The organism is Paenibacillus sp. H1-7 (genome assembly GCF_022354825.1).
Classification (GTDB): domain Bacteria; phylum Bacillota; class Bacilli; order Paenibacillales; family NBRC-103111; genus Paenibacillus_S.
This window is the reverse complement of record NZ_CP031168.1, coordinates 303,811-322,328: the sequence shown is the minus strand read 5'-3', so window position 1 is coordinate 322,328 and position 18,518 is coordinate 303,811. Positions and strand designations below refer to the sequence as shown.

The following is an 18,518-nucleotide window of genomic DNA, read 5'->3' as shown; positions in this document are numbered from 1 at the left end:
CATCTATTGCTGGTTTTGCATCAAATTGTATTATAGTGTATCCACCTGAAAATGCAAATACAATCGGCCCCAAAATCGCCGCCTTCAAAAAAAATTAACCTCCGGCTGGCTTTTCCGTGAATAGCCCTTTCTATGTTTTTCCATAATGGTTAATAGGAAGCTGTGACTTCTTACTTCTACTATGAAAGGATGGATGAACGTGTCCGACGCAAAAAAACGCAAGCAGGCGGAGCAGGACGACTTCCGCTGGCTGCGCAAGCTGAGATCAGCGGCCTCTCTCACCTTTTCTTCCATTTTACTAAGCGCCGCCGTCATCTTTGTCCTGCTCTTATATATGCGTTCCCAAGCTCTTCCCGTTTCCAAAATGGGACCTGCGACGGAGATGTACGATATTCACGGGGAAGTCATCGAAACGCTGAACGGCGGCAAACATATGGAGCCGGTTCCGTTAGAGGACATATCGCCGGATTTGATCCGCGCCACGCTGGCGATCGAGGATCGCAACTTCTACAATCACTACGGTTTCGACATCCGGGGCATCGCCCGGGCGGCCATAGTCAATTTGCAGCATATGGCCAAGGTGCAGGGCGCCGGCACGATAACGCAGCAGCTCGCCCGCAATCTATACTTGTCGCATGAACGCACGTGGACGAGAAAGCTGAAGGAAACGTACTATGCGGTGCAAATGGAGCTGCATATGACGAAGGATCAAATATTGGAGCAATATTTGAACCAGATTTATTATGGCCATTCCACGTATGGCATTCAGGCCGCCTCGAAGCTGTTCTTCGGGAAGGACGCCAAGGATTTGACGCTGGGCGAAAGCGCCATGCTCGCCGGCATTCCGAAAGGTCCCCGGTATTACTCGCCCTACTATGATATGAAAAACGCCAAGGACCGCCAGGAGACGATCCTGCAAACGATGGCCAGCTCCGGCATCATTACGCAAAAGCAGGCCGATCAGGCGGCCGCAGAGAAGCTGACGATCCTGCCGCTGGAGCCGAAGAAGCCGGCCATTGCAGGCTATTTCCGCGAATATGTCCGCACGGTGGCGACCGAACAGCTGGGCATTGACGAGGACCAATTCGATGACGGCGCGTTGAAGGTGTACACGACGCTGGATATGAATGCACAGCGAGTTGCCGAGGAGACGGTATCCTCCGAGCTGGAACGATACCCGGATATGCAGGCCGCTCTGGTCGCCATCGACCCCCGCAACGGCTACGTGAAGGCCATGGTGGGCGGCCGCAATTACGGCGAGAACCAGTACAACCGTGCCTTGGCCAATACGCGCCAGCCCGGTTCCTCGTTCAAGCCGATCGTCTATTTGACGGCGCTGCAGCAGAAGCAATATACGCCGGTAACCCGGTTCAAGAGCGAGCCGACGACGTTCACCTACGACAACGGAAGACTCAATTATACGCCGAGCAATTTCGATAACAAATATTTCGATTGGATCGATCTGCGGCAGGCGATTGCGAAGTCGGACAATATTTTTGCCGTCCATACGATTCTCGACGTCGGCCCCGATAATGTCATCGCCATGGCCCGCAAAATGGGTATCACTAGCGCGATGAAGCCTCTTCCGTCGCTCGCGCTGGGCACCTTCCCCGTGAGCCCGATGGAGATGGCGTCCGCCTTCGGCATCTTCGCCAACCAGGGCGTACGGGTAGAGCCAACGACCATCGTGCGCATCGAGGATCAGCGCGGACGGGTGCTGTACCAGGCGAATCCGGCGCAAGAGGCGGTCGTCGATCCGGCCTATACGTACGTGATGACGCAGCTCATGGAGAGCGTCTTCGATACCGGCGGCACCGGCAGCCGGGTATCGGGTTCGCTCAAGCGGCCGGTCGCCGGCAAAACGGGAACGACGAACACGGACGCCTGGCTGGTCGGCTATACGCCGGAGCTGTCGACGGCCGTCTGGGTCGGCTACGACAAGGACCGGACGATCAACTCAGTCGAGTCCCATCTGGCCGCTCCGATCTTCGCCGAGTTTACGGAGCGTGCGCTCGAATCGGTGCCGCCGAAGCTGTTCCCGATCCCGGACGGCGTCGCCAATGTCTATATCGACCCCGCCAGCGGGAAGCTCGCTAACGACGAATGCCCGAATTCCCGGCTGGAGGCGTTCGTGCAAGGAACGGAGCCAACCGAATACTGCACCGGGCAGAAGAAAGACGAGGCCAAGCCGGCGAAGCCGAAGGGCAACGGCACTTGGTGGCAAGATTTAAAACGCTGGTGGAACGATTAACGGCTAGTGAGCAGTTACTCCATTGTTAATAGTGATTGAGCGGCGTACAGCAGGATCTTGCCTTGACTTAAACAAGCAGTTCTCCTGCTTCGTATCGATCTTGTAGCAACAGACGCTTTCGAATCCACGGTTTGTGGTGAGGAAGCGTCTGTTTTCATGCCCATTTCAACGTTTGGCGAAAAAGCCGTTAAGCTTCCGTCCGGCGGCATCGCTTGCTAATATTTTGTATGTTACCGCCAGGTCCCCCTTCCTTACGATATGGATTTCTCAACCTATCCCATCCCAGGATGATATACTGGGGAAAACGCGGTAAGCTGATGCCATCCCGGCTATCGGCGCCCTCTGAAGGAGGCTCTTGTCTTGAACGTATCTCTATCGTCCGCACAGCGCGTTGCAGCCCTTCTGGAAGCGGAGGGCATCCATTATGCATCCGGCGGCAGCGGCCTGCTGTACAGTCTCGGGCTTGTCAGCCATGTACGCGATTGGGACCTGACGACCGACGCCCCTCTCGAAGCGGTGACGGCCGCCTTGCAGGACATCCCGTATGCCCTCGTCCCGAGCGGAGACTACCCGTTCGCCAGTGCGTACCGCTTATCGGCGCAAGATGATGCGCTTCCGCTCGATATCATCGGCGGATTCGCTATCCATAGCGAGCACGGGATATGCCGCCTGCCCTCCCATTCCCCCTTTATCTGGGAGAACATCCGCATGGGCAGCCCGGAAGTATGGGCGGTCGCCTATGGTTTGATGAACCGGATAGAGAAGTCGCAGCTGCTGTTCGCCTACCTTCAGGAGAAGGGCGCAAGCCGGGACATCGTCGAACGGATGCTTGAAGAACCGCTTCCCGAGCCCCTCCGCTGCCAATTGCAGGAGCTATAAAAAGAATAAAGCACTCGCTTCCCCACCGTAAACCCGGCATTGCTGCCGGGTTCTTTCTTTACTCATGCCGCCTCCTCAACTTCCTTTATTTCCCTGGAATAGCAAAATACTTTTACAAAAAAATATTGACTAATGGTCAATACCATGTTAATTTAATCCTTGCAAATTAGTCGGAATTATATTTTTCTTACATTGGGACAAGGAGTGACATGAATGATAAAAAAATCAATAATCCCGTTGCTGCTGGCATTCACGCTGGTATTCGTACTGGCGGGCTGCGGTCAGAAGCCGGCTCAAACCCCGGACGCATCCTCGGGCTCCGCTAATACAACCGCGCCAAGCGGCTCCGAAAAAGCCAAACTCAAGGTGGGCATTGCCGCAGGAGTTGAGGAAGAAATCTGGAAGAAGGTTAAGGAAGTTGCCGCTAAGGATAATCTCGACATTGAGATCGTCACGTTCAACGACTACGTGCAGCCGAACAAGGTGCTGGCCGACGGCCAACTGGATGCGAATGCGTTCCAGCACGAGCCTTACCTGAATCAATTCAAAGCGGATAACAAGCTCGATCTGGTGAAGCTGACGAATACGTTGAATTTCCCTATCGGCTTATACTCGAAGAAAATCAAAAACGTCTCCGAGCTGAAAGAAGGAGATACGCTTGGACTTCCGAACGATCCGACGAACGGTGCAAGAGCGCTGATTTTGTTCGAGCGTGCCGGGCTGATTAAACTGAAGGAAGGCGTCGGCGTCAAAGCAACGGTTCGAGACATTGTCGACAATCCGAAGAAGCTGCAGTTCAAGGAACTGGAAGCTCCTTTCATTCCTAAAGCGCTGGGCGACTTGACCGCCGCTGTCATCAACACGAATTATGCGGTAGATAACGGCCTCGTGCCGACCAAGGACGCTATCTTCGTAGAACCGAAGGATTCTCCGTGGGTGAACATCATAGCCGTAAGAACCGCCGACAAGGACAAGCCTGTATTCCAAAGATTGATCAAGGCTTATCATTCCGACGAAGTGAAGAAGCTCGTAGAAGAAAAATACGGAACGTACATCGTTCCATCCTGGTAATTTCAAAGCTCAGGTCTCTTTCTGAAGAAAGGGACCTTTTCCATTGACTCATTTTTATAAGACAGGAGGTCCCTGCCATGATTCAAATTGAGCACGTATACAAAACGTATGAGCAGGAAGGCAGAAAGGTTGAAGCCGTAAAGGACGCCAATCTGCATGTGCAAAAGGGTGAAATCTTCGGCGTCATCGGCTATAGCGGCGCAGGGAAAAGCTCGCTCATCCGCTGCATTAACTTTTTGGAGAGGCCCACTTCGGGCTCGATCCGCATTAAAGGCGTCGACCTTGCTACATTAAACGATCCAGCGCTCCGGGCGGCGAGAAGAAATATCGGCATGATTTTTCAAAACTTCAACTTGTTAACCTCGAGCACCGTGTATCAGAATGTAGCAGCCCCCCTGCAGCTGGCCAAAGCTCCGAAAGCGCAAATCGACAGCAAGGTCATGTCGCTGCTCGAGCTGGTAGGACTGAAGGACAAGGCGCAAGCTTACCCTTCCCAGCTGTCGGGCGGTCAAAAGCAGCGCGTAGCCATCGCCAGAGCCTTGGCGAACGATCCGGAAATTTTGCTGTGCGATGAAGCAACCTCCGCTCTGGACCCGCAAACGACGGATTCGATTCTCGATCTGCTGCTGGACATTAACCGCAAGTACAACATCACCATTGTGCTGATTACCCACGAAATGCATGTCATCAAAAAAATATGCGACCGGGTGGCCGTCATGGAAAACGGGATCATTGTAGAGCAAGGTACGGTACTGGACTTGTTCTCGAACCCGCAAACCGCGACGACGAAAAATTTTATCAAGAACGTATTCGACGCCGACCTCCCTCCCGTGCTGCAAAATAAATTCAAGGAAGAGCAATCGCCGGGCCATATTATCCGGGTCTATTTTATCGGAGATTCCGTGACGGAGCCTGTTATCGCCGAGCTTACCGAGCGATTCTCCTTGAAGCCGAGCATTTTGTACGGCAATATTACCCAAATCAAGGATACGATCTTCGGTGGACTGCTCCTGAAAATATTGGGAGAGCCCGAGGCCATCCATGAAGGCATCGCGTTCCTGCAAAGCCAAGGGTTGAAGGTCGAGGTGCTGGATTATGTTAAATAACCTGCTGGACAAATCGGATCTGTACTGGAAATCGATCGTCGAAACGGCCACGATGGTCGGCTATTCGCTCGTCATCTCGGTTATTATCGGGCTGCTGCTCGGGGTTTTGCTGGTCATCCTAAGACCAAACCACATTTACGAGAACAAAGCCGTCTATCATGTGCTGAACATCGTCATTAACGTCGTCCGTTCCATTCCGTTCATTATTATCATGGTAGCTATTATCCCTCTAACGAAGCTGCTGGTAGGCACGACGATCGGCGTGAAGGGAGCCATCGTCCCGCTCGTGTTCTATACCGCCCCTTATATCGCCCGTCTGATGGAAACCGCCCTGCTGGAGGTCGATCCGGGCATCATCGAAGCGTATCAGGCCATGGGCGCATCCCGGAAGCAGATCGTGTTCAAGGTACTTCTGAAGGAAGCCCGGCCCGGCATTATTCTCGGACTGACCATTGCTACCATCGGTCTGGTCGGCGCATCCGCCATGGCCGGTATTATGGGAGCCGGGGGGCTCGGCGACGTCGCCATCCGATACGGCTACCAGCGTTGGGAGCCCGATGTCATGTATACGAGCGTCATTCTGCTCATTATCATCGTTCAGGGCATTCAGTCCATCGGGAACGCGTTGTCCAAATCGCTGCGCAAAAAATAAATATTAGCCAAAAAAGCCGCCTAATTGCCCGCAAAGCAACTTTTAGGCGGTTTCTTGCGTTCAATATGGATAGAATAGGAAAATCATTCATTTTGATAAGGCAGGGCTAACGTCATGAAGCAAATGAGAAGGCCGATCACTCTAATCCTGGTTGTAACCATATCTTTACTGTGCTTGTTCGGAATGAACGCCATTGTGAAAACGGCCGCATCCCCTTATATCCTCAGTGTAGAAGACGCTCCTCAGGCCGATGCGATTCTGGTTCTCGGAGCCAGGGTATATGCCGACGGATCCGTATCCAAAATATTAAACGACCGGCTGGAGGTCGCTTTGGAGCTGAACCGCGCAAGCAAGTCGGACAAGTTCATCGTCAGCGGCGATCACGGCCAAATCGATTACGACGAGGTCAATACGATGCGCCGCTTCCTGCAGGAGCGGAACGTGGAGCCGCAGCATATTTTCATGGACCACGCCGGGTTCAGCACTTACGAGAGCATGTACCGGGCAAGGGATATTTTCCAGGCACAAAAGGTGCTTATCGTTACACAGGAATACCACCTGCTTCGGGCCGTCTACACCGCCCGGCAGCTCGGGCTGGACGCATATGGCGTAGCGTCGGACAAGCAGCTGTACCAAGGCATGCCGCGTTACGAGCTCAGGGAGCTGCTGGCGCGGGCCAAAGATTTCATCTTCGTCCATTTGCTTAAGCCCGAGCCGACGTATTTGGGCGAGCCTATCCCGGTCAGCGGCGATGGCAGGGCGACGTTCGACCGCCTCGATCCTTATTACGGACTGCGGTGTGTTATAGATCGTACATGAATGGGCGGTCTCATGAATATGTCATAAGAATTTGTGCTTATTCATCCTCTGCTTTTGGACGATGCTGTGCTTCCGCTATGAAGGCTTAGCCCGAAACTATTTGCATATTCATGGCGTATGGGAAGATCATAATCATTACGCGATAACTTGCGAGGATTACGGCTCGTAAGCTCATGCTGTCTGAATAACCGATTGCGCGGCAGACCATTCCGGGTTTAAACTATATAGAAGCACGTTCTTACTAAAGATGGCATCTACTGTCATTGATTTCATCAGGGAGGGCTGCATATGCAAAAAATAGCTGTCCTGTCAGACATTCACGGTAACATACCAGCTCTTCAGGCCGTTCTTGATGATATACAGCTGCGCGGCATCCAGACGATTTATTGCCTGGGAGATTTGGTAGGCAAAGGCCCGCAGCCCGCAGAGTCGGTAGACCGGATTCGTGAAGCCTGCGAGGTGGTCGTGATGGGCAACTGGGATCATCTGATGGCAAAGCCGAACCTGGACGAAGACCTGCTGTGGCATCAGCGAAAATTAGGGGACGACCGGCTGCAATGGCTTGCATCGCTGCCCTTTTCCTACGATTTCACGATGAGCGGCAAGCGCATCCGGCTGTTCCACGCCTCTCCCGTCAGCGTCTACACCCGGGTTCAGCCGTGGGACTCGATGGAGAGCCGGCTGGCCATGTTCGATAACACGGAGCTGACGGGAAGTCCGGCCGACGGCGCTATACCGGATATGGTCGGTTACGGCGACATTCACAACGCTTATATGCAAAATTTGAAGGGCCGGACACTGTTCAATGTCGGCAGTGTGGGCAATCCGCTCGATATGCCGCTCGCTTCGTATGCCGTCCTCGAAGGGACGCTGGGCAGCGAGCACGCCGCCCCCTTCTCGATTCAGCAAATCCGGGTTCCGTACGACATCGAATACGCGATTAGGCTGGCGGAGCAAGAAGCTATGCCGCAGCTGGAGCCGTACAGCCGCGAGCTGCGAACCGCGCGATACCGCGGGCTGAAGGACTAGGCCTTCTTCGAAATTGCTTCGTTCAGCGGCTCTTTGAGGGCAACACAAAAAGGCAGACCAGGGGTCTGCCTTTTTGCTGTCCTAGTATATGTTGCATATACTGAGGACTAGTATACATCGTTCGCGCGGACTTATTCAATGGAAGTCACATAATGTACACATTTTATCAAGCCAGCGCTTCCTTCAACGCCTCGCTTGAATTCTCCCACATTTCCGGGTTTGTTTCCATAAGCAGCTTCTTCAGCGCAGCCTTCTCCTGCGGTCCGATATTGTCCAGCATGATGCGGCGCTTCAAGGCCGAATCCATCCGGTTGACGTGGTCGGCGAGAATTTTCCAACCGCGTCTTGCCTCCGGATCGACCGTCATTTCGCAGGAAGTAACCCCTGCATAATACGCCCCGGTCTCGTTGCGGTCCGCCGCCACCCATACGATCCAGCAAGTACGGCCGTTCGGCGCATCCTCTTTGTTCGTAGTAAATTTGATCCCTTTCTCCACCTTGCTCTTCGCATGAAGAGCCCCCATATCCAAGTAAGCCTCTTCGCCGTCGATAATGACGCTCGACAGCTGGCTCAAATCGATGGAGCCTGCACCGAAGCCGCGGTGCTCCACTTTGCCGCTCACGATATTAAGAGATAATTTCTTCGACTTTTCCGCCGGTTGATCTTTATTTATATCCATCTAGGGCACCTTCCATTTACTATATGATAAGTCTCCAGCGAGGGCTGCGCTTGCAGGCGCTGCTCGTTCGAATCCGAGTCTCCCTTGCAAAAGAACGGTCCTCCCACCGTGAAGCCGTTATGTAACGATGCTTCTGCTTCGCCATGAAGGACGCATTTCTTCTATTGTAACTAAAATCGCCCTCTCATTTCCACTAAATCCGAAAAATTATTAAGCCATGCTCCAGCGGCTGAAAATTTCTTTTGGACACGACAGAAATAATCCTCGTCCACCAAACATATACATGCTGTAGATGCTTGTCAACGGGGTGAAAAATAGATGAAAAGTGTATTCGGCAACCGACTCGCGCAATGGTGTCTCATAGTTGTACTAGCCAGCGGAGCCACAATTACAAGCCAATCCTTGCTGGCCGACCGCCCAACGTCCAACGCCTCCCTCTCCCTGTCCGACTTCCAATGGGATGCCGAACTGTTCGGCTCGCTCACGCCAAGCCCTGTGGCCTATCCTTCGACGGCCGTCAAAGGAGAGCCCTATTTTCAATCCTACCAATACGATTTAGCCCAGGCAGACGGTTCTTCGTTAGGATTACAGCTGCAGCCCAAAGCCACCCCTGTAGGCGCCAGGGTCAATGAACCGTCGTCACCGCCGGCGCCTCCAAGCTTGCCCGCCAAGCCGGTCGAGAAGCCTGCGCCGCAGCCACTCAGCTCCCGCATCGTGGAATATCATCTGAACGTGGAACTGGACGCGGAAGGAAAGCTGCTGTCGGGAACGTCCTCATTGACCTGGAAAAACCCTGGCAGCCAGCCGGTTCAAGACCTCTACTTCCATCTGTACCCGAATGCGTTCAGCTCCAAGAAAACTACCTTCATGAAAGAATCCGGCGGCAAGCTGCGCGAGGACAAAAGCAAGGAAAACAGCTTCGGCAGCATGGATCTCAGCAGCATGAAGACGCTGGAGGGCGAAGAGCTGATTTCCAAGCTAGAGTATGTACAGCCCGACGACGGCAATAAGGACGACCGCTCCCTAGCCAAGATCACTCTTCCCAAAGCCGTCAATCCCGGAGAAAAAATAACGCTGAATTACGCCTATACCGTCAAGCTGCCTGCCGTATTCGCCCGGATGGGCTATGCGGATGATTTTATTATGGCCGGCCAATGGTTTCCGAAAATCGCGGTTTACGAGCCTGCAGGGCGCCGCGGAAATACGGCGGAGGGCTGGAACCTGCACCAGTACCACGGCAACTCGGAGTTTTACGCCGACTTCGGCATTTACGACGTGCGCATTAAAGTCCCTAACAACTACACCGTGGCGGCAACCGGCTTTCCGACCAAGCCGCCCGTAGATGACGGCAAGACGAAATCGTACGCTTTTTATGCCGACGATGTGCATGATTTCGCCTGGGCGGCTTCCCCGCACTTCATTTACTATGAGGAGCCTTACGCCACACCGCAAATTCCGGGTGTGCGGATCAAGCTGTACCTCGATCCAAAGCACGAGGGCTTGAAAAACCGCTATATGGCCGCCGCCAAAAAAGCGCTTGCCCGCTATTCGCAATGGTACGGCACCTACCCGTACTCCACCTTGTCCATCGTCATCCCTCCGGAAAACGGCAACGGCGCCGGAGGAATGGAGTATCCTACGCTGATTACCGGCTGGGGAGCAGCCGAAGATCAGCCGGACCTGGAGCTCGAGAGAGTCATCGTGCACGAAATCGGCCATCAGTTCTGGTACGGGATGGTGGCGAGCAACGAGTTCGAGGAGGCGTGGCTTGACGAGGGCTTCACCTCCTATGCCGAAGATAAGCTGATGGAGCTCGAATACGGGGTCAAGCCGAACCTGATGGTCGAGTCGAGCTACATCACCGCGCCTGAGGCGCTGAAGCAAAATTCCTGGAGCTACGGAAGCCACGGCCAATACGCGGAGAACGTGTATACACGCGCCAAGCTCGTGCTGAAGTCCATCGAATCGCAAATAGGCAGAGATACGATGGACCGCGTTATGAAGACGTACTTCCAGCGTTGGAAGTTCAAGCATCCTACGACATCGGACTTTCAAAAGGTTCTGGAGGATACGACCAAGGCTAGCTGGAAGGAGTTTTTCGATCAATATATTTACGGGGGGCTCATGGTCGACTATGCCGTGACAGGCATTCAGATCAAGGAAGTTACGCATGAGGGCCAGCCGATGTACGAGAATACCGTCCGCATTCAAAAATTCGGCGGGACGTACCATACGGTTCCGATCCGGTTCCATTTTGCCGACGGCTCGCAGATCGATAAGACGTGGGACGGCATCGATCCGGACGTGCAGTTCAAGCTGAATCATACGGCGCCTCTCGACTATGCGGCCATCGATCCGCAGCATTCCATCGTGCTGGAGAACAAACGGATTAACAGCTTCATGAAATCGAATGTAGACACCCGATTATCGATCCGCTGGAATTTGGGCGTCGTCAAATTTATGGAGACCTTGTTCGGCTGGGTCGCTTGGTGAGGTGAGAAAGTAACGATGTGGAAAACGATAAAAACCGGTTATACTATCGCCTGGAATCAGCCTTTCGTAGTATGCACGCTGTTCATCTACAATCTGCTGTGGGGGCTTGCTCTATACGAATTGATCCGCTCCATCGTCTCGCCTCTGCTGCACCGCTACCCGCAAGAGCTGTCCCGTGAAGCCGTCCACCTGTTCTGGATCGAAGCGCAGTTTCAAATTATGAAAACCGATCTCATTCATTCCTACGCCTGGTGGGGGCTCTGCCTCCTCCTCGCCAGGATGCTGCTGACTCCGCTGCTGAATGCGGGCGTCTATTACTCACTGGAGCATACGGAGATGAATGCAGGCTACCGCTTCGTTCAAGGAATGAGAGAGCTCGCTCTGCCTTTCTTCGGATTGTATGTCTTACAAATGCTGCTAACGCTGTCTCCGCTGTATTGGCTGATTCCGAAAGCAATCGAGCTGTACCGAACGAACGCTACTTTGGCCGACGTGGCTAAAGACGTGCTGATGTACCTCGCGGGCTACCTGGCTTATGTGTTCTTGCTGCAGACGGTGTTCATGTATTTGCAGTTCGGCAGAACCGGCGGCAAATCGCACCTCTCCTCCCTGCTGCTTCTGGTCCGCAATGTCATTCCGGTCATTCTGACTGCCATCTTCATCTTGTTGGTCACCTTGATCATTTCAGCGCTCGTCATGACCTCCGCCATGATCTGGACCGGCTTCCTCGCTCTGCTCGGCTACCAGATGTACCGGCTGGTTCATACGTTTTGCAAGATGTGGGCGATTACCGCCCAGTATGCGCTGTGGAGCGCCCATAGCGACTAAAGAGCTCGCCCAGCAGGACGAAAAAACCGTTCTTCCTTTCGTGAAGAACGGTTTTTTGCGCTGTTCTCTTACCTCCGCAGGCTAAGACCGCAATGTTCAGGCTGTTCCTGCAGCCTCCCCCCGCTAATTCCAGTGCCGAAAGCACTAAATGCATTCGACAGCGATCATGCCCGGGTTTTCAGACGTCGAAAACTTATCGAAACTCGTATCATTTTGTCGAAATCGCTCTAAAAACCGGGTATTCCCGCAGCCTGACATCTACACGGAAATCGCTTACAAATACTGGATTTTACGTTATCTCCAAATAAGTTTCAAAAATATACGCATTATTTGTGAACATTTTGTGACAACGGCAGGAAAATTGCGGAATTGATCGAATCCTAGTATTCGTATCAAAAAAAACAATACATACTGCCGAATTTCCACGCAAGGAAAACGGGGGATCCACAACCCGGGTGAATTGATCTCGCAACAGAGTGATCATAGGGAACCTTCAACCGAACCCTTAAGCTAACCTCGTAGGCACCGGAAGGGGACTATTTCCTTTGAAGAAGTTTGTAGGTTTTGCTTTATCTGTGGCACTGTTTTGCAGTTTTCAAGTAGGAAGCGCTTTTGCGGAAACGCCGCTAAGTCAAGCCGTGAATGAAGAACTCGGAGCGCCGTACAAATGGGCGGGAACGACGAAAAAAGGCTTCGATTGCTCCGGCTACACTTCCTTCGTCTTCGCAAAATTCGATATCGACTTGCCTCATACGTCCAAAGGACAAGCAGGACTCGGTACAACAGTTGCCTTAGATGATCTTCGTCCAGGCGATCTGGTGTTCTACAACACAGATGGCAAAGGAATTTCTCATGTAGGTATTTATGTCGGTGACGGTAAGTTCTATCACTCCGCCACTAACAAAGGCGTTACGGTAACAAAGCTTAGCGACTCCTATTACACCAAGCGCTTTGTCACCGCAAAACGCATCCTGTCGGATGAGCAGTACCAAGCTCTGATGACGGACATCTAGTAGAACGATTCAGAGGAAGTTTCTTTCTTATAGCTCTATAGCGTCTGCATCCGTTAGCGCCCCTAGCGCCGGACCAGCCTGTAGAGCTCTTTCTTTTTCTATATGCTTCTATACGATGTATTTACCCCGAAGGTTGCAGCTTGAACCTTTTTTGCAGCAAGGAGCGCCGGGTTGCATCCCCCTATTGATACTTCGATACTTCGCAATGACATGCGGATTGAAGATCCGCCTGCATTCATCCTTTTCCCCTCTTTTTTTCAAAGCAGAGCTATCCGATTCGAGTTGCGGCAATAGGTATAAAGAATCATTTCAAAAATGTCGATATCATGCATATGATCATCATTTGATATACAGAGGAGAATGATTAGCTATGGCCTGGTATCGCAATCTTGCATTATCCCGCAAACTAAGCTTGACGTTCGGGCTCGTCCTGCTGCTGACTTTTGCCGGCCTGATCTTTATGAATTTGAATCAGCTGCGCAGCGTCAGCCTCGGCAAGGGAGAGCTTGAGGCAGAGGTGGCCGGCAAGCATTTCAGCCAGTCGTTCCGCGATCAGCTGGTCGGTCTGGAGTCCACCCTCTCTACCACATCCGATGCCTTGCTGAATGCCCGTGAAACGAAAAAGCTGTCGCGGGACGATGTGATCCAAATGCTGCAAAACCTGCTGGAGCACGAGCCCGATATTATGGGCCTCTATACGTTATGGGAACCGAACGCTTTTGATAATAACGACAAGCAGCATATCAATAAAACTCCGCACGACGACGCCACGGGCCGCTTTATCCCTTATGCAGTCAGAAGCGAAGGCAAAATCATCGTCGAAGCTCTCCACGATTACGAGGTCGAAGGCGCAGGCAATTATTATTTACTGGCCAAACGCTCCAAGAAGCTGACTCTGCTCGAACCTTACTCCTATAAAGTGAATGGCAAAGCTGTGCTTATGACTTCCTTAATCTTGCCAGTCGTAGACAAGCAGGGCACCTTCCTCGGGATTGTCGGGGCCGACCTGTCACTGGCCGACCTGCAGAAAAAAGCCGAGAAGGAAAAGCCGCTGGGCGGCTATGTATCCATCGTGTCCGCGAAAGGCGTGTACGCCGCGCAAGGCAATTTGCCCGAGCTGGTATCGGCCCCGTATACCGACCGGCCTGAAAAGCAGGCGATCTGGGACGGCGTCAAAGCCGGCGTCTTCAAGCATTACTCGGCGAACACCTCGGGACAATCCGTCATACGCATTTTTGAACCTCTGCAGCTGCCGGGGAGCTCGGATGTATGGTATACGGAAACGGTAGTGCCGGAAGCGACGGTACTGCAAAGCTATAACGAGAGCATGATCGGTTCCATTACTATTGCCGTTGCAGCCATGCTGATTATCGGGGGACTGTTGACCCTCGTCATTCACCGTGTCATCGTACGGCGCGTAAAAGCGATGTCCGAGCTGCTGCTAAAGCTGTCCGAGGGCGATTTCCGCTCGTCCATGGAAGTGAACAGCAACGACGAATTCGGCACGATGGCGAAGCATTTCAACACCATGATCGCCAAATTGCGAGCGATGCTGCAGCTCGTCTCCGACCTTGCGATGTCGGTCGGAGCCACTTCGCAGCAGCTGACCGCCGGCGCCGAGCAGACCAGCCGGGCGGCGGAGACGATTGCGGATTCAGTGCAGCAGGTAGCGATCGGCGCGGAATCGCAGGAGACGCATGCTCTCGATTCCTCCAGAGCGATGACGGAGATGGCGGTCGGCATTCAGCGCATCGCCGAATCGGCGCAGGTTGTGACGGAATCGGCTCATGACGCCGGGAAGCTGACCGAAGCCGGCAACGCCCAGATTCAGGATGCCGTGAGGCAGATGACTGTCGTGCAGGCTACCGTCAGTCAGTCGCAAGAAGCCATTCAGCAGCTCGGACAGCGCTCCGAGGAGATCGGCAGCATTATCGGCTTGATCTCCGGCATCAGCACTCAAACAAACCTGCTCGCCTTGAATGCAGCGATCGAAGCCTCGCGGGTCGGCGAGCATGGCAAAGGCTTTGCCGTTGTCGCAGGCGAGGTCCGCAAGCTGGCGGAGCAATCGCGTGCGGCCGCCGAGCAAATCGCCGGGCTGATCGACGAGATTCGCTCCGATACGGCCCAAGCCGTCGCAGCGATGGGTCAAGGCACGGCGGAGGTCGAAAAAGGCGTCATTACCGTAACGGAAAGCGGCGCCCGCTTCGCTTCCATTATGGAGGAAATGATGCAGGTTAACGACCAGATCCAGGAAGTGTCTGCAGCGGCCGAGCAAATGTCGGCCAGTTCCCAGCAGGTGACGGCTACGGTGGAGCAGCTCGCGCTGATCGCGAAGGAAGCCTCGCTCAACTCGCAAGGCGTCGCCGCCGCCTCCGAGGAGCAGCTCGCCTCGATGCAGGAAATATCGTCGTCGGCATCGGCGCTCAGCTCGATGGTGCAGGAGCTGCTCGACCAGCTCGCCCACTTCAAGGTGTAAACGAACGAACGCCCCTTCGTCCATGGACAAGGGGCGTTTCTTTTTATCGCAATAGAATGGATAAGGTTCCAGGTCAGCGGGCGCCAAGGAAGCCGGCGGTTGCTTTTTTTACACCGGAATGCTGTTGAAATCGGTAGTAGCGTACATGTCCTTGCGGTGCTTCAAATCGTGGTAGAACGCAGCCATAGCGGCATACAAGTACGGGCCTACCCAAATCAACGCAATCCCTGCCGTCACCACGCACAGCAGCATCCAGCCGATAAAGCTCAAGTACAGCATGAACAGCCTTGTCTTATGCCCCTCCATCATTTCCTTGCTTTGACGAATCGCTTCCATGGCCCCAATCTCCGGATTATCGTTCATGATGAAGAACGCTTGGGAATATTTGAGCGTAGCGATCACGCCTGGAACAATAAGCAGCAGCGTCCACAGCATAATGAAGATGGACATGACCAAATATAGCAAAAACGTGCTCACAAAGTACGGAAACCCGCTGAACACATCCGCCAGTGCCGGTTTCCCTCCGCGAATGAGGGTAATGAAATACAAGTAAATGCCGAATAGCAGCGGGCCGCCGATAATAAGCTGCAGAAAAGGTCCTACGTTGGGGATCAGATTCACCACTAACAATACTACGTTAAAAATAATACAAGCCACTATTGCTTGTACCCAATTTCCTCTCAAGCTTTCTCTTGCCATTCTGCGAATATCCGCATTGGTTAACATATAACGCCTCTCCCTTTGTTAAAAAAATGTAAAACGATGTCAAATTTCATCAAACTTCCATTAATTTATCAGAAGGAAAATATTGTTCCTATGGGTCTCCTGTCATTTTTTTCTAGGAAAATAGTCGTATATATCTTACGATACTCCTAAATTTTAGGCGAATATCCGGATAGATTCGTTATATACAAACAAAACCTTTCGCCGGAGGCCGCCCGATTCCCATAATGGAGGTGGGAGAACATGGCTCACGCTAATACGCGGCAGTCCATTCCCAATATGAACACAAAGGAGTGATGATGTTTTGGTCTTACAGCATCAACAATTCGAAACGCTTATGAGAGGCTGCGTCCTCTAACCGGATTACCGTCTCTCATAAGAACTTATGGGAGGATATCCATACGACATGAATAATGAAAATAACATGAACCACGCATTGGAGCTGGAACCGAGCCAGTTCGGCAAAGCGGCCGGTCTGTTCGGCGGGCTCGAGCATCACATATCGATACAGGGCGTCATAACGGGAGTACTGCCCGGCAGCATCTTCCTCTCGCCGGATGGCTCGTCCGCCGTCATGATGAATCCCCAAGGCTTGTTCGTTGGCGGCAGGGCGGACAATACCCCGTTTTTCGAACAAATGAACGGCCTGCTGCCGAAGGTGCTGCTGCCCCGGATTGCGGCCAGAGGACGAAGGGACTACGTTTTGTTTTATCCGTCCGATGAGGAATGGGCCGGTGCTCTGTCGGTCATGATGCGCGATTTGCTGCCTATGCGGAGCGGAAGGATGACGTTCTCGCATACTCTTGAGCATGTCGGTACGTCGCTGGAGGCTCCCCTGGTCCCGGTGGACGGAGATTTCCTGGCACGCCGGGATATTGCCGGGCTCGACGAGGTTCTAAGTGAAATTGCCGGCGCTTGGCCATCACTGGACGCTTTCATTGAGCAAGGCTTCGGGTGCGCCGCGCTGCAGCCTGCTGATGGGGGATGGACGCTCATAAGCTGGTGCCTCACCGATTGGGTCGTAGGAACCGAATGCGAATTCGGCATTTTTACGGAGGAACGCTTCCGCAGAAGCGGCTGGGCGGTAAAGACAGCGTCGGGAGCGCTGACGCTTGCGAAGCTGCGGGGGATGACCCGGGCCGGCTGGCAGTGCTGGTCCAGCAATATCGGGTCGAGCAAAACGGCCTTGTCGGCCGGATTCCGGCTGGCTGCGGACTTCCCTGTCCTGTTCGGATGGTGCCATCCGCTCAACAATCTGCTTGTGAACGGCAACCATTATATGCTGGGCGATGCGAGCTACGGCGTGCATAAAGATTACGCCCGCGCAGCCTGGAGCTATGCGCAGGCGCTCGATCAGGGCTGGGACTGGAGCGGGGACGCGGCGTTGTACTGGAATGCCGCCTGCATGTTTTACAAGACCGGCGATGTCAAGCAGGCCCGTCACTTCTATAAACAAGCGGTGGATAAAGGATGGCGCCATTACGGCCAGCCTCATTACCACCCCTTCGTGTATAGAGAGACGGACAGCGAAAGTATCGCCCGTATGTTAGGCCGCGCAGAATGAGCGCGCGCCTGTGCTGCATGAGCAGCACGGCCCGTCTTGGCGGCGATTGCTGCTTAAACAGGCCGCCGTCAGCCGTTCAGAAGGCTGCGCACCTCTTCCTGCAGGGAGCGTAGAGGCCGTCCCGCCAGCCGTTCCAGATCCGGCGACACCTTGCCCATCTCCGATAAGGGCAGCAGCCCGTAGATCGGATTGTGCGCTGCCGGATCGGTGCGGTGCACGACCCGACTTCCGGTCGCTTCCGCAATCGCGCGGGCCAGGTCGGACAGACTCCACGTGCGCGAGGCCGTCAGCTCGTAGGTCCGGCCCGTGTGTGTAGGGCCTTCCTCCGTCAGGACGGCAGCAGCGGCGAGAGCGAGGTCTTCCCGGGCCGCCGTGTTGAAGGCCCAATCTCCGGGCGGGCTGAGCAATACGCCCGAGGCTGCCGCTTCACGGACGCCCAGGAATCGGAGAATATCCATGTAATACCCGTTCCGCAAAAAAGTGAACGGGATTCCGGATTCCCGTATCTCCTTCTCCGTATCCAAATGAAGCCGGTGCAGCGGCAGCTGTCCTTGCTCCAGAAACGCGATGCTGGTATAAATAATGTGCCGGATTCCCGCTTCTTTGGCGGCATCTAGGGCCGATAGATGGTGCCGGAGACGCACGGAATCGTCCGGATGAGGGGACGAGATCAGCAGCAGCTTGCTCGCTCCCCGAAACGAGCCGACAAGCGATGATTTATCCTCATAGTCGCCGTACCGTACATCCACGCCCTGCCCTTTCAGAGCTTCAGCCGCCTCCGGCTTCCGCACACTGACAATGATGTTCTCCGGCCGCTTCCTGTACAGCAGCTGCCGGAGAATGAATTTTCCCAAACTGCCTGTAGCGCCTGTCATCACAATACTCATTCTCATTTCCCCTTTTTCCATTTAGTTAAACATTTAACTAAATACTCA

At 53.7% G+C, this 18,518-nt stretch carries 15 protein-coding genes and 1 riboswitch; of the genes, 12 read left to right on the top strand and 3 right to left on the bottom strand.

The features are described from left to right. Positions 1-193 precede the first annotated feature (193 nt). The 7 genes from DVH26_RS01470 (at position 194) to DVH26_RS01435 (ending at position 7,807) form a co-directional block, all read left to right on the top strand. Positions 194-2,251: a transglycosylase domain-containing protein gene (locus tag DVH26_RS01470; protein ID WP_239630837.1), complete on the top strand. Its 2,058-nt coding sequence runs from the start codon at positions 194-196 to the stop codon at positions 2,249-2,251. A 360-nt stretch (positions 2,252-2,611) separates the two neighbouring features. Next, positions 2,612-3,130, top strand: coding sequence for a hypothetical protein (locus DVH26_RS01465; RefSeq protein WP_239630836.1), 519 nt, complete (start codon positions 2,612-2,614; stop codon positions 3,128-3,130). A gap of 213 nt (positions 3,131-3,343) precedes the next feature. After that, positions 3,344-4,201, top strand: coding sequence for a MetQ/NlpA family ABC transporter substrate-binding protein (locus DVH26_RS01460; protein WP_239630835.1), 858 nt, complete (start codon positions 3,344-3,346; stop codon positions 4,199-4,201). Between the two features lie 77 nt (positions 4,202-4,278). Beyond that, the gene (locus DVH26_RS01455) at positions 4,279-5,307 is read left to right on the top strand and encodes a methionine ABC transporter ATP-binding protein (RefSeq protein ID WP_239630834.1); all 1,029 of its coding nucleotides are present in this window, start codon (positions 4,279-4,281) and stop codon (positions 5,305-5,307) included. After that, positions 5,297-5,959 carry a methionine ABC transporter permease gene (locus DVH26_RS01450; protein WP_239630833.1) on the top strand — a complete coding sequence of 221 codons (663 nt, stop codon included), beginning with the start codon at positions 5,297-5,299 and terminating at the stop codon, positions 5,957-5,959. Before DVH26_RS01455 ends, DVH26_RS01450 begins: the two co-directional genes overlap by 11 nt. Positions 5,960-6,073: 114 nt before the next feature. Then, the gene (locus tag DVH26_RS01445) at positions 6,074-6,778 is read left to right on the top strand and encodes a SanA/YdcF family protein (RefSeq protein ID WP_239630832.1); all 705 of its coding nucleotides are present in this window, start codon (positions 6,074-6,076) and stop codon (positions 6,776-6,778) included. Positions 6,779-7,066: 288 nt separating this feature from the next. Further along, positions 7,067-7,807, top strand: a complete 741-nt coding sequence (locus DVH26_RS01435; RefSeq protein WP_239630831.1) for a metallophosphoesterase family protein — start codon at positions 7,067-7,069, stop codon at positions 7,805-7,807. Between the two features lie 166 nt (positions 7,808-7,973). Here the strand turns inward: DVH26_RS01435 and DVH26_RS01430 are convergent, their stop codons facing one another. Continuing rightward, positions 7,974-8,486 (bottom strand): YwhD family protein, encoded by a 513-nt coding sequence (locus DVH26_RS01430; RefSeq protein WP_239630830.1) that lies wholly within the window; start codon positions 8,484-8,486, stop codon positions 7,974-7,976. Positions 8,487-8,804: 318 nt separating this feature from the next. Here DVH26_RS01430 and DVH26_RS01425 point away from each other — a divergent pair, with 318 nt between their 5' ends. The 4 genes from DVH26_RS01425 (at position 8,805) to DVH26_RS01410 (ending at position 15,296) form a co-directional block, all read left to right on the top strand. Then, the gene (locus tag DVH26_RS01425) at positions 8,805-10,979 is read left to right on the top strand and encodes a M1 family metallopeptidase (RefSeq protein ID WP_239630829.1); all 2,175 of its coding nucleotides are present in this window, start codon (positions 8,805-8,807) and stop codon (positions 10,977-10,979) included. 15 nt (positions 10,980-10,994) lie between these two features. Continuing rightward, a complete protein-coding gene (locus DVH26_RS01420) occupies positions 10,995-11,807 on the top strand; it encodes a hypothetical protein (RefSeq protein ID WP_239630828.1) in 813 nt (270 codons plus the stop codon). Between the two features lie 402 nt (positions 11,808-12,209). Then, positions 12,210-12,347: riboswitch (cyclic di-AMP (ydaO/yuaA leader) on the top strand. A 5-nt stretch (positions 12,348-12,352) separates the two neighbouring features. Further along, positions 12,353-12,820 carry a C40 family peptidase gene (locus tag DVH26_RS01415; protein WP_239630827.1) on the top strand — a complete coding sequence of 156 codons (468 nt, stop codon included), beginning with the start codon at positions 12,353-12,355 and terminating at the stop codon, positions 12,818-12,820. A 370-nt stretch (positions 12,821-13,190) separates the two neighbouring features. Continuing rightward, positions 13,191-15,296, top strand: coding sequence for a methyl-accepting chemotaxis protein (locus DVH26_RS01410; RefSeq protein WP_239630826.1), 2,106 nt, complete (start codon positions 13,191-13,193; stop codon positions 15,294-15,296). A 108-nt stretch (positions 15,297-15,404) separates the two neighbouring features. Here DVH26_RS01410 and DVH26_RS01405 read toward each other — a convergent pair whose 3' ends face one another. Next, on the bottom strand, positions 15,405-16,022 hold the full coding sequence (locus DVH26_RS01405) for a DUF975 family protein (RefSeq protein WP_239630825.1): 618 nt from the start codon (positions 16,020-16,022) through the stop codon (positions 15,405-15,407). 403 nt (positions 16,023-16,425) lie between these two features. Between DVH26_RS01405 and DVH26_RS01400 the strand changes: the two genes are divergently transcribed. Continuing rightward, entirely contained in the window at positions 16,426-17,583 is a 1,158-nt protein-coding gene (locus DVH26_RS01400; protein WP_239630824.1) for a GNAT family N-acetyltransferase, read from the top strand. Positions 17,584-17,651: 68 nt separating this feature from the next. Here DVH26_RS01400 and DVH26_RS01395 read toward each other — a convergent pair whose 3' ends face one another. Beyond that, positions 17,652-18,470: an NmrA family NAD(P)-binding protein gene (locus DVH26_RS01395; RefSeq protein WP_239630823.1), complete on the bottom strand. Its 819-nt coding sequence runs from the start codon at positions 18,468-18,470 to the stop codon at positions 17,652-17,654. Positions 18,471-18,518: the final 48 nt, after the last annotated feature.

What these genes read in the sequence shown, in the direction of transcription:
- DVH26_RS01455 (WP_239630834.1), top strand. Translation starts at nt 4,279, where the DNA reads ATGATTCAAATTGAGCACGTATACAAAACGTATGAGCAGGAAGGCAGA.
- DVH26_RS01435 (WP_239630831.1), top strand. Translation starts at nt 7,067, where the DNA reads ATGCAAAAAATAGCTGTCCTGTCAGACATTCACGGTAACATACCAGCT.
- DVH26_RS01420 (WP_239630828.1), top strand. Translation starts at nt 10,995, where the DNA reads ATGTGGAAAACGATAAAAACCGGTTATACTATCGCCTGGAATCAGCCT.
- DVH26_RS01430 (WP_239630830.1), bottom strand. Translation starts at nt 8,486, where the DNA reads ATGGATATAAATAAAGATCAACCGGCGGAAAAGTCGAAGAAATTATCT.
- DVH26_RS01410 (WP_239630826.1), top strand. Translation starts at nt 13,191, where the DNA reads ATGGCCTGGTATCGCAATCTTGCATTATCCCGCAAACTAAGCTTGACG.
- DVH26_RS01450 (WP_239630833.1), top strand. Translation starts at nt 5,297, where the DNA reads ATGTTAAATAACCTGCTGGACAAATCGGATCTGTACTGGAAATCGATC.
- DVH26_RS01445 (WP_239630832.1), top strand. Translation starts at nt 6,074, where the DNA reads ATGAAGCAAATGAGAAGGCCGATCACTCTAATCCTGGTTGTAACCATA.
- DVH26_RS01395 (WP_239630823.1), bottom strand. Translation starts at nt 18,470, where the DNA reads ATGAGTATTGTGATGACAGGCGCTACAGGCAGTTTGGGAAAATTCATT.
- DVH26_RS01425 (WP_239630829.1), top strand. Translation starts at nt 8,805, where the DNA reads ATGAAAAGTGTATTCGGCAACCGACTCGCGCAATGGTGTCTCATAGTT.
- DVH26_RS01405 (WP_239630825.1), bottom strand. Translation starts at nt 16,022, where the DNA reads ATGTTAACCAATGCGGATATTCGCAGAATGGCAAGAGAAAGCTTGAGA.
- DVH26_RS01400 (WP_239630824.1), top strand. Translation starts at nt 16,426, where the DNA reads ATGAATAATGAAAATAACATGAACCACGCATTGGAGCTGGAACCGAGC.
- DVH26_RS01460 (WP_239630835.1), top strand. Translation starts at nt 3,344, where the DNA reads ATGATAAAAAAATCAATAATCCCGTTGCTGCTGGCATTCACGCTGGTA.
- DVH26_RS01470 (WP_239630837.1), top strand. Translation starts at nt 194, where the DNA reads ATGAACGTGTCCGACGCAAAAAAACGCAAGCAGGCGGAGCAGGACGAC.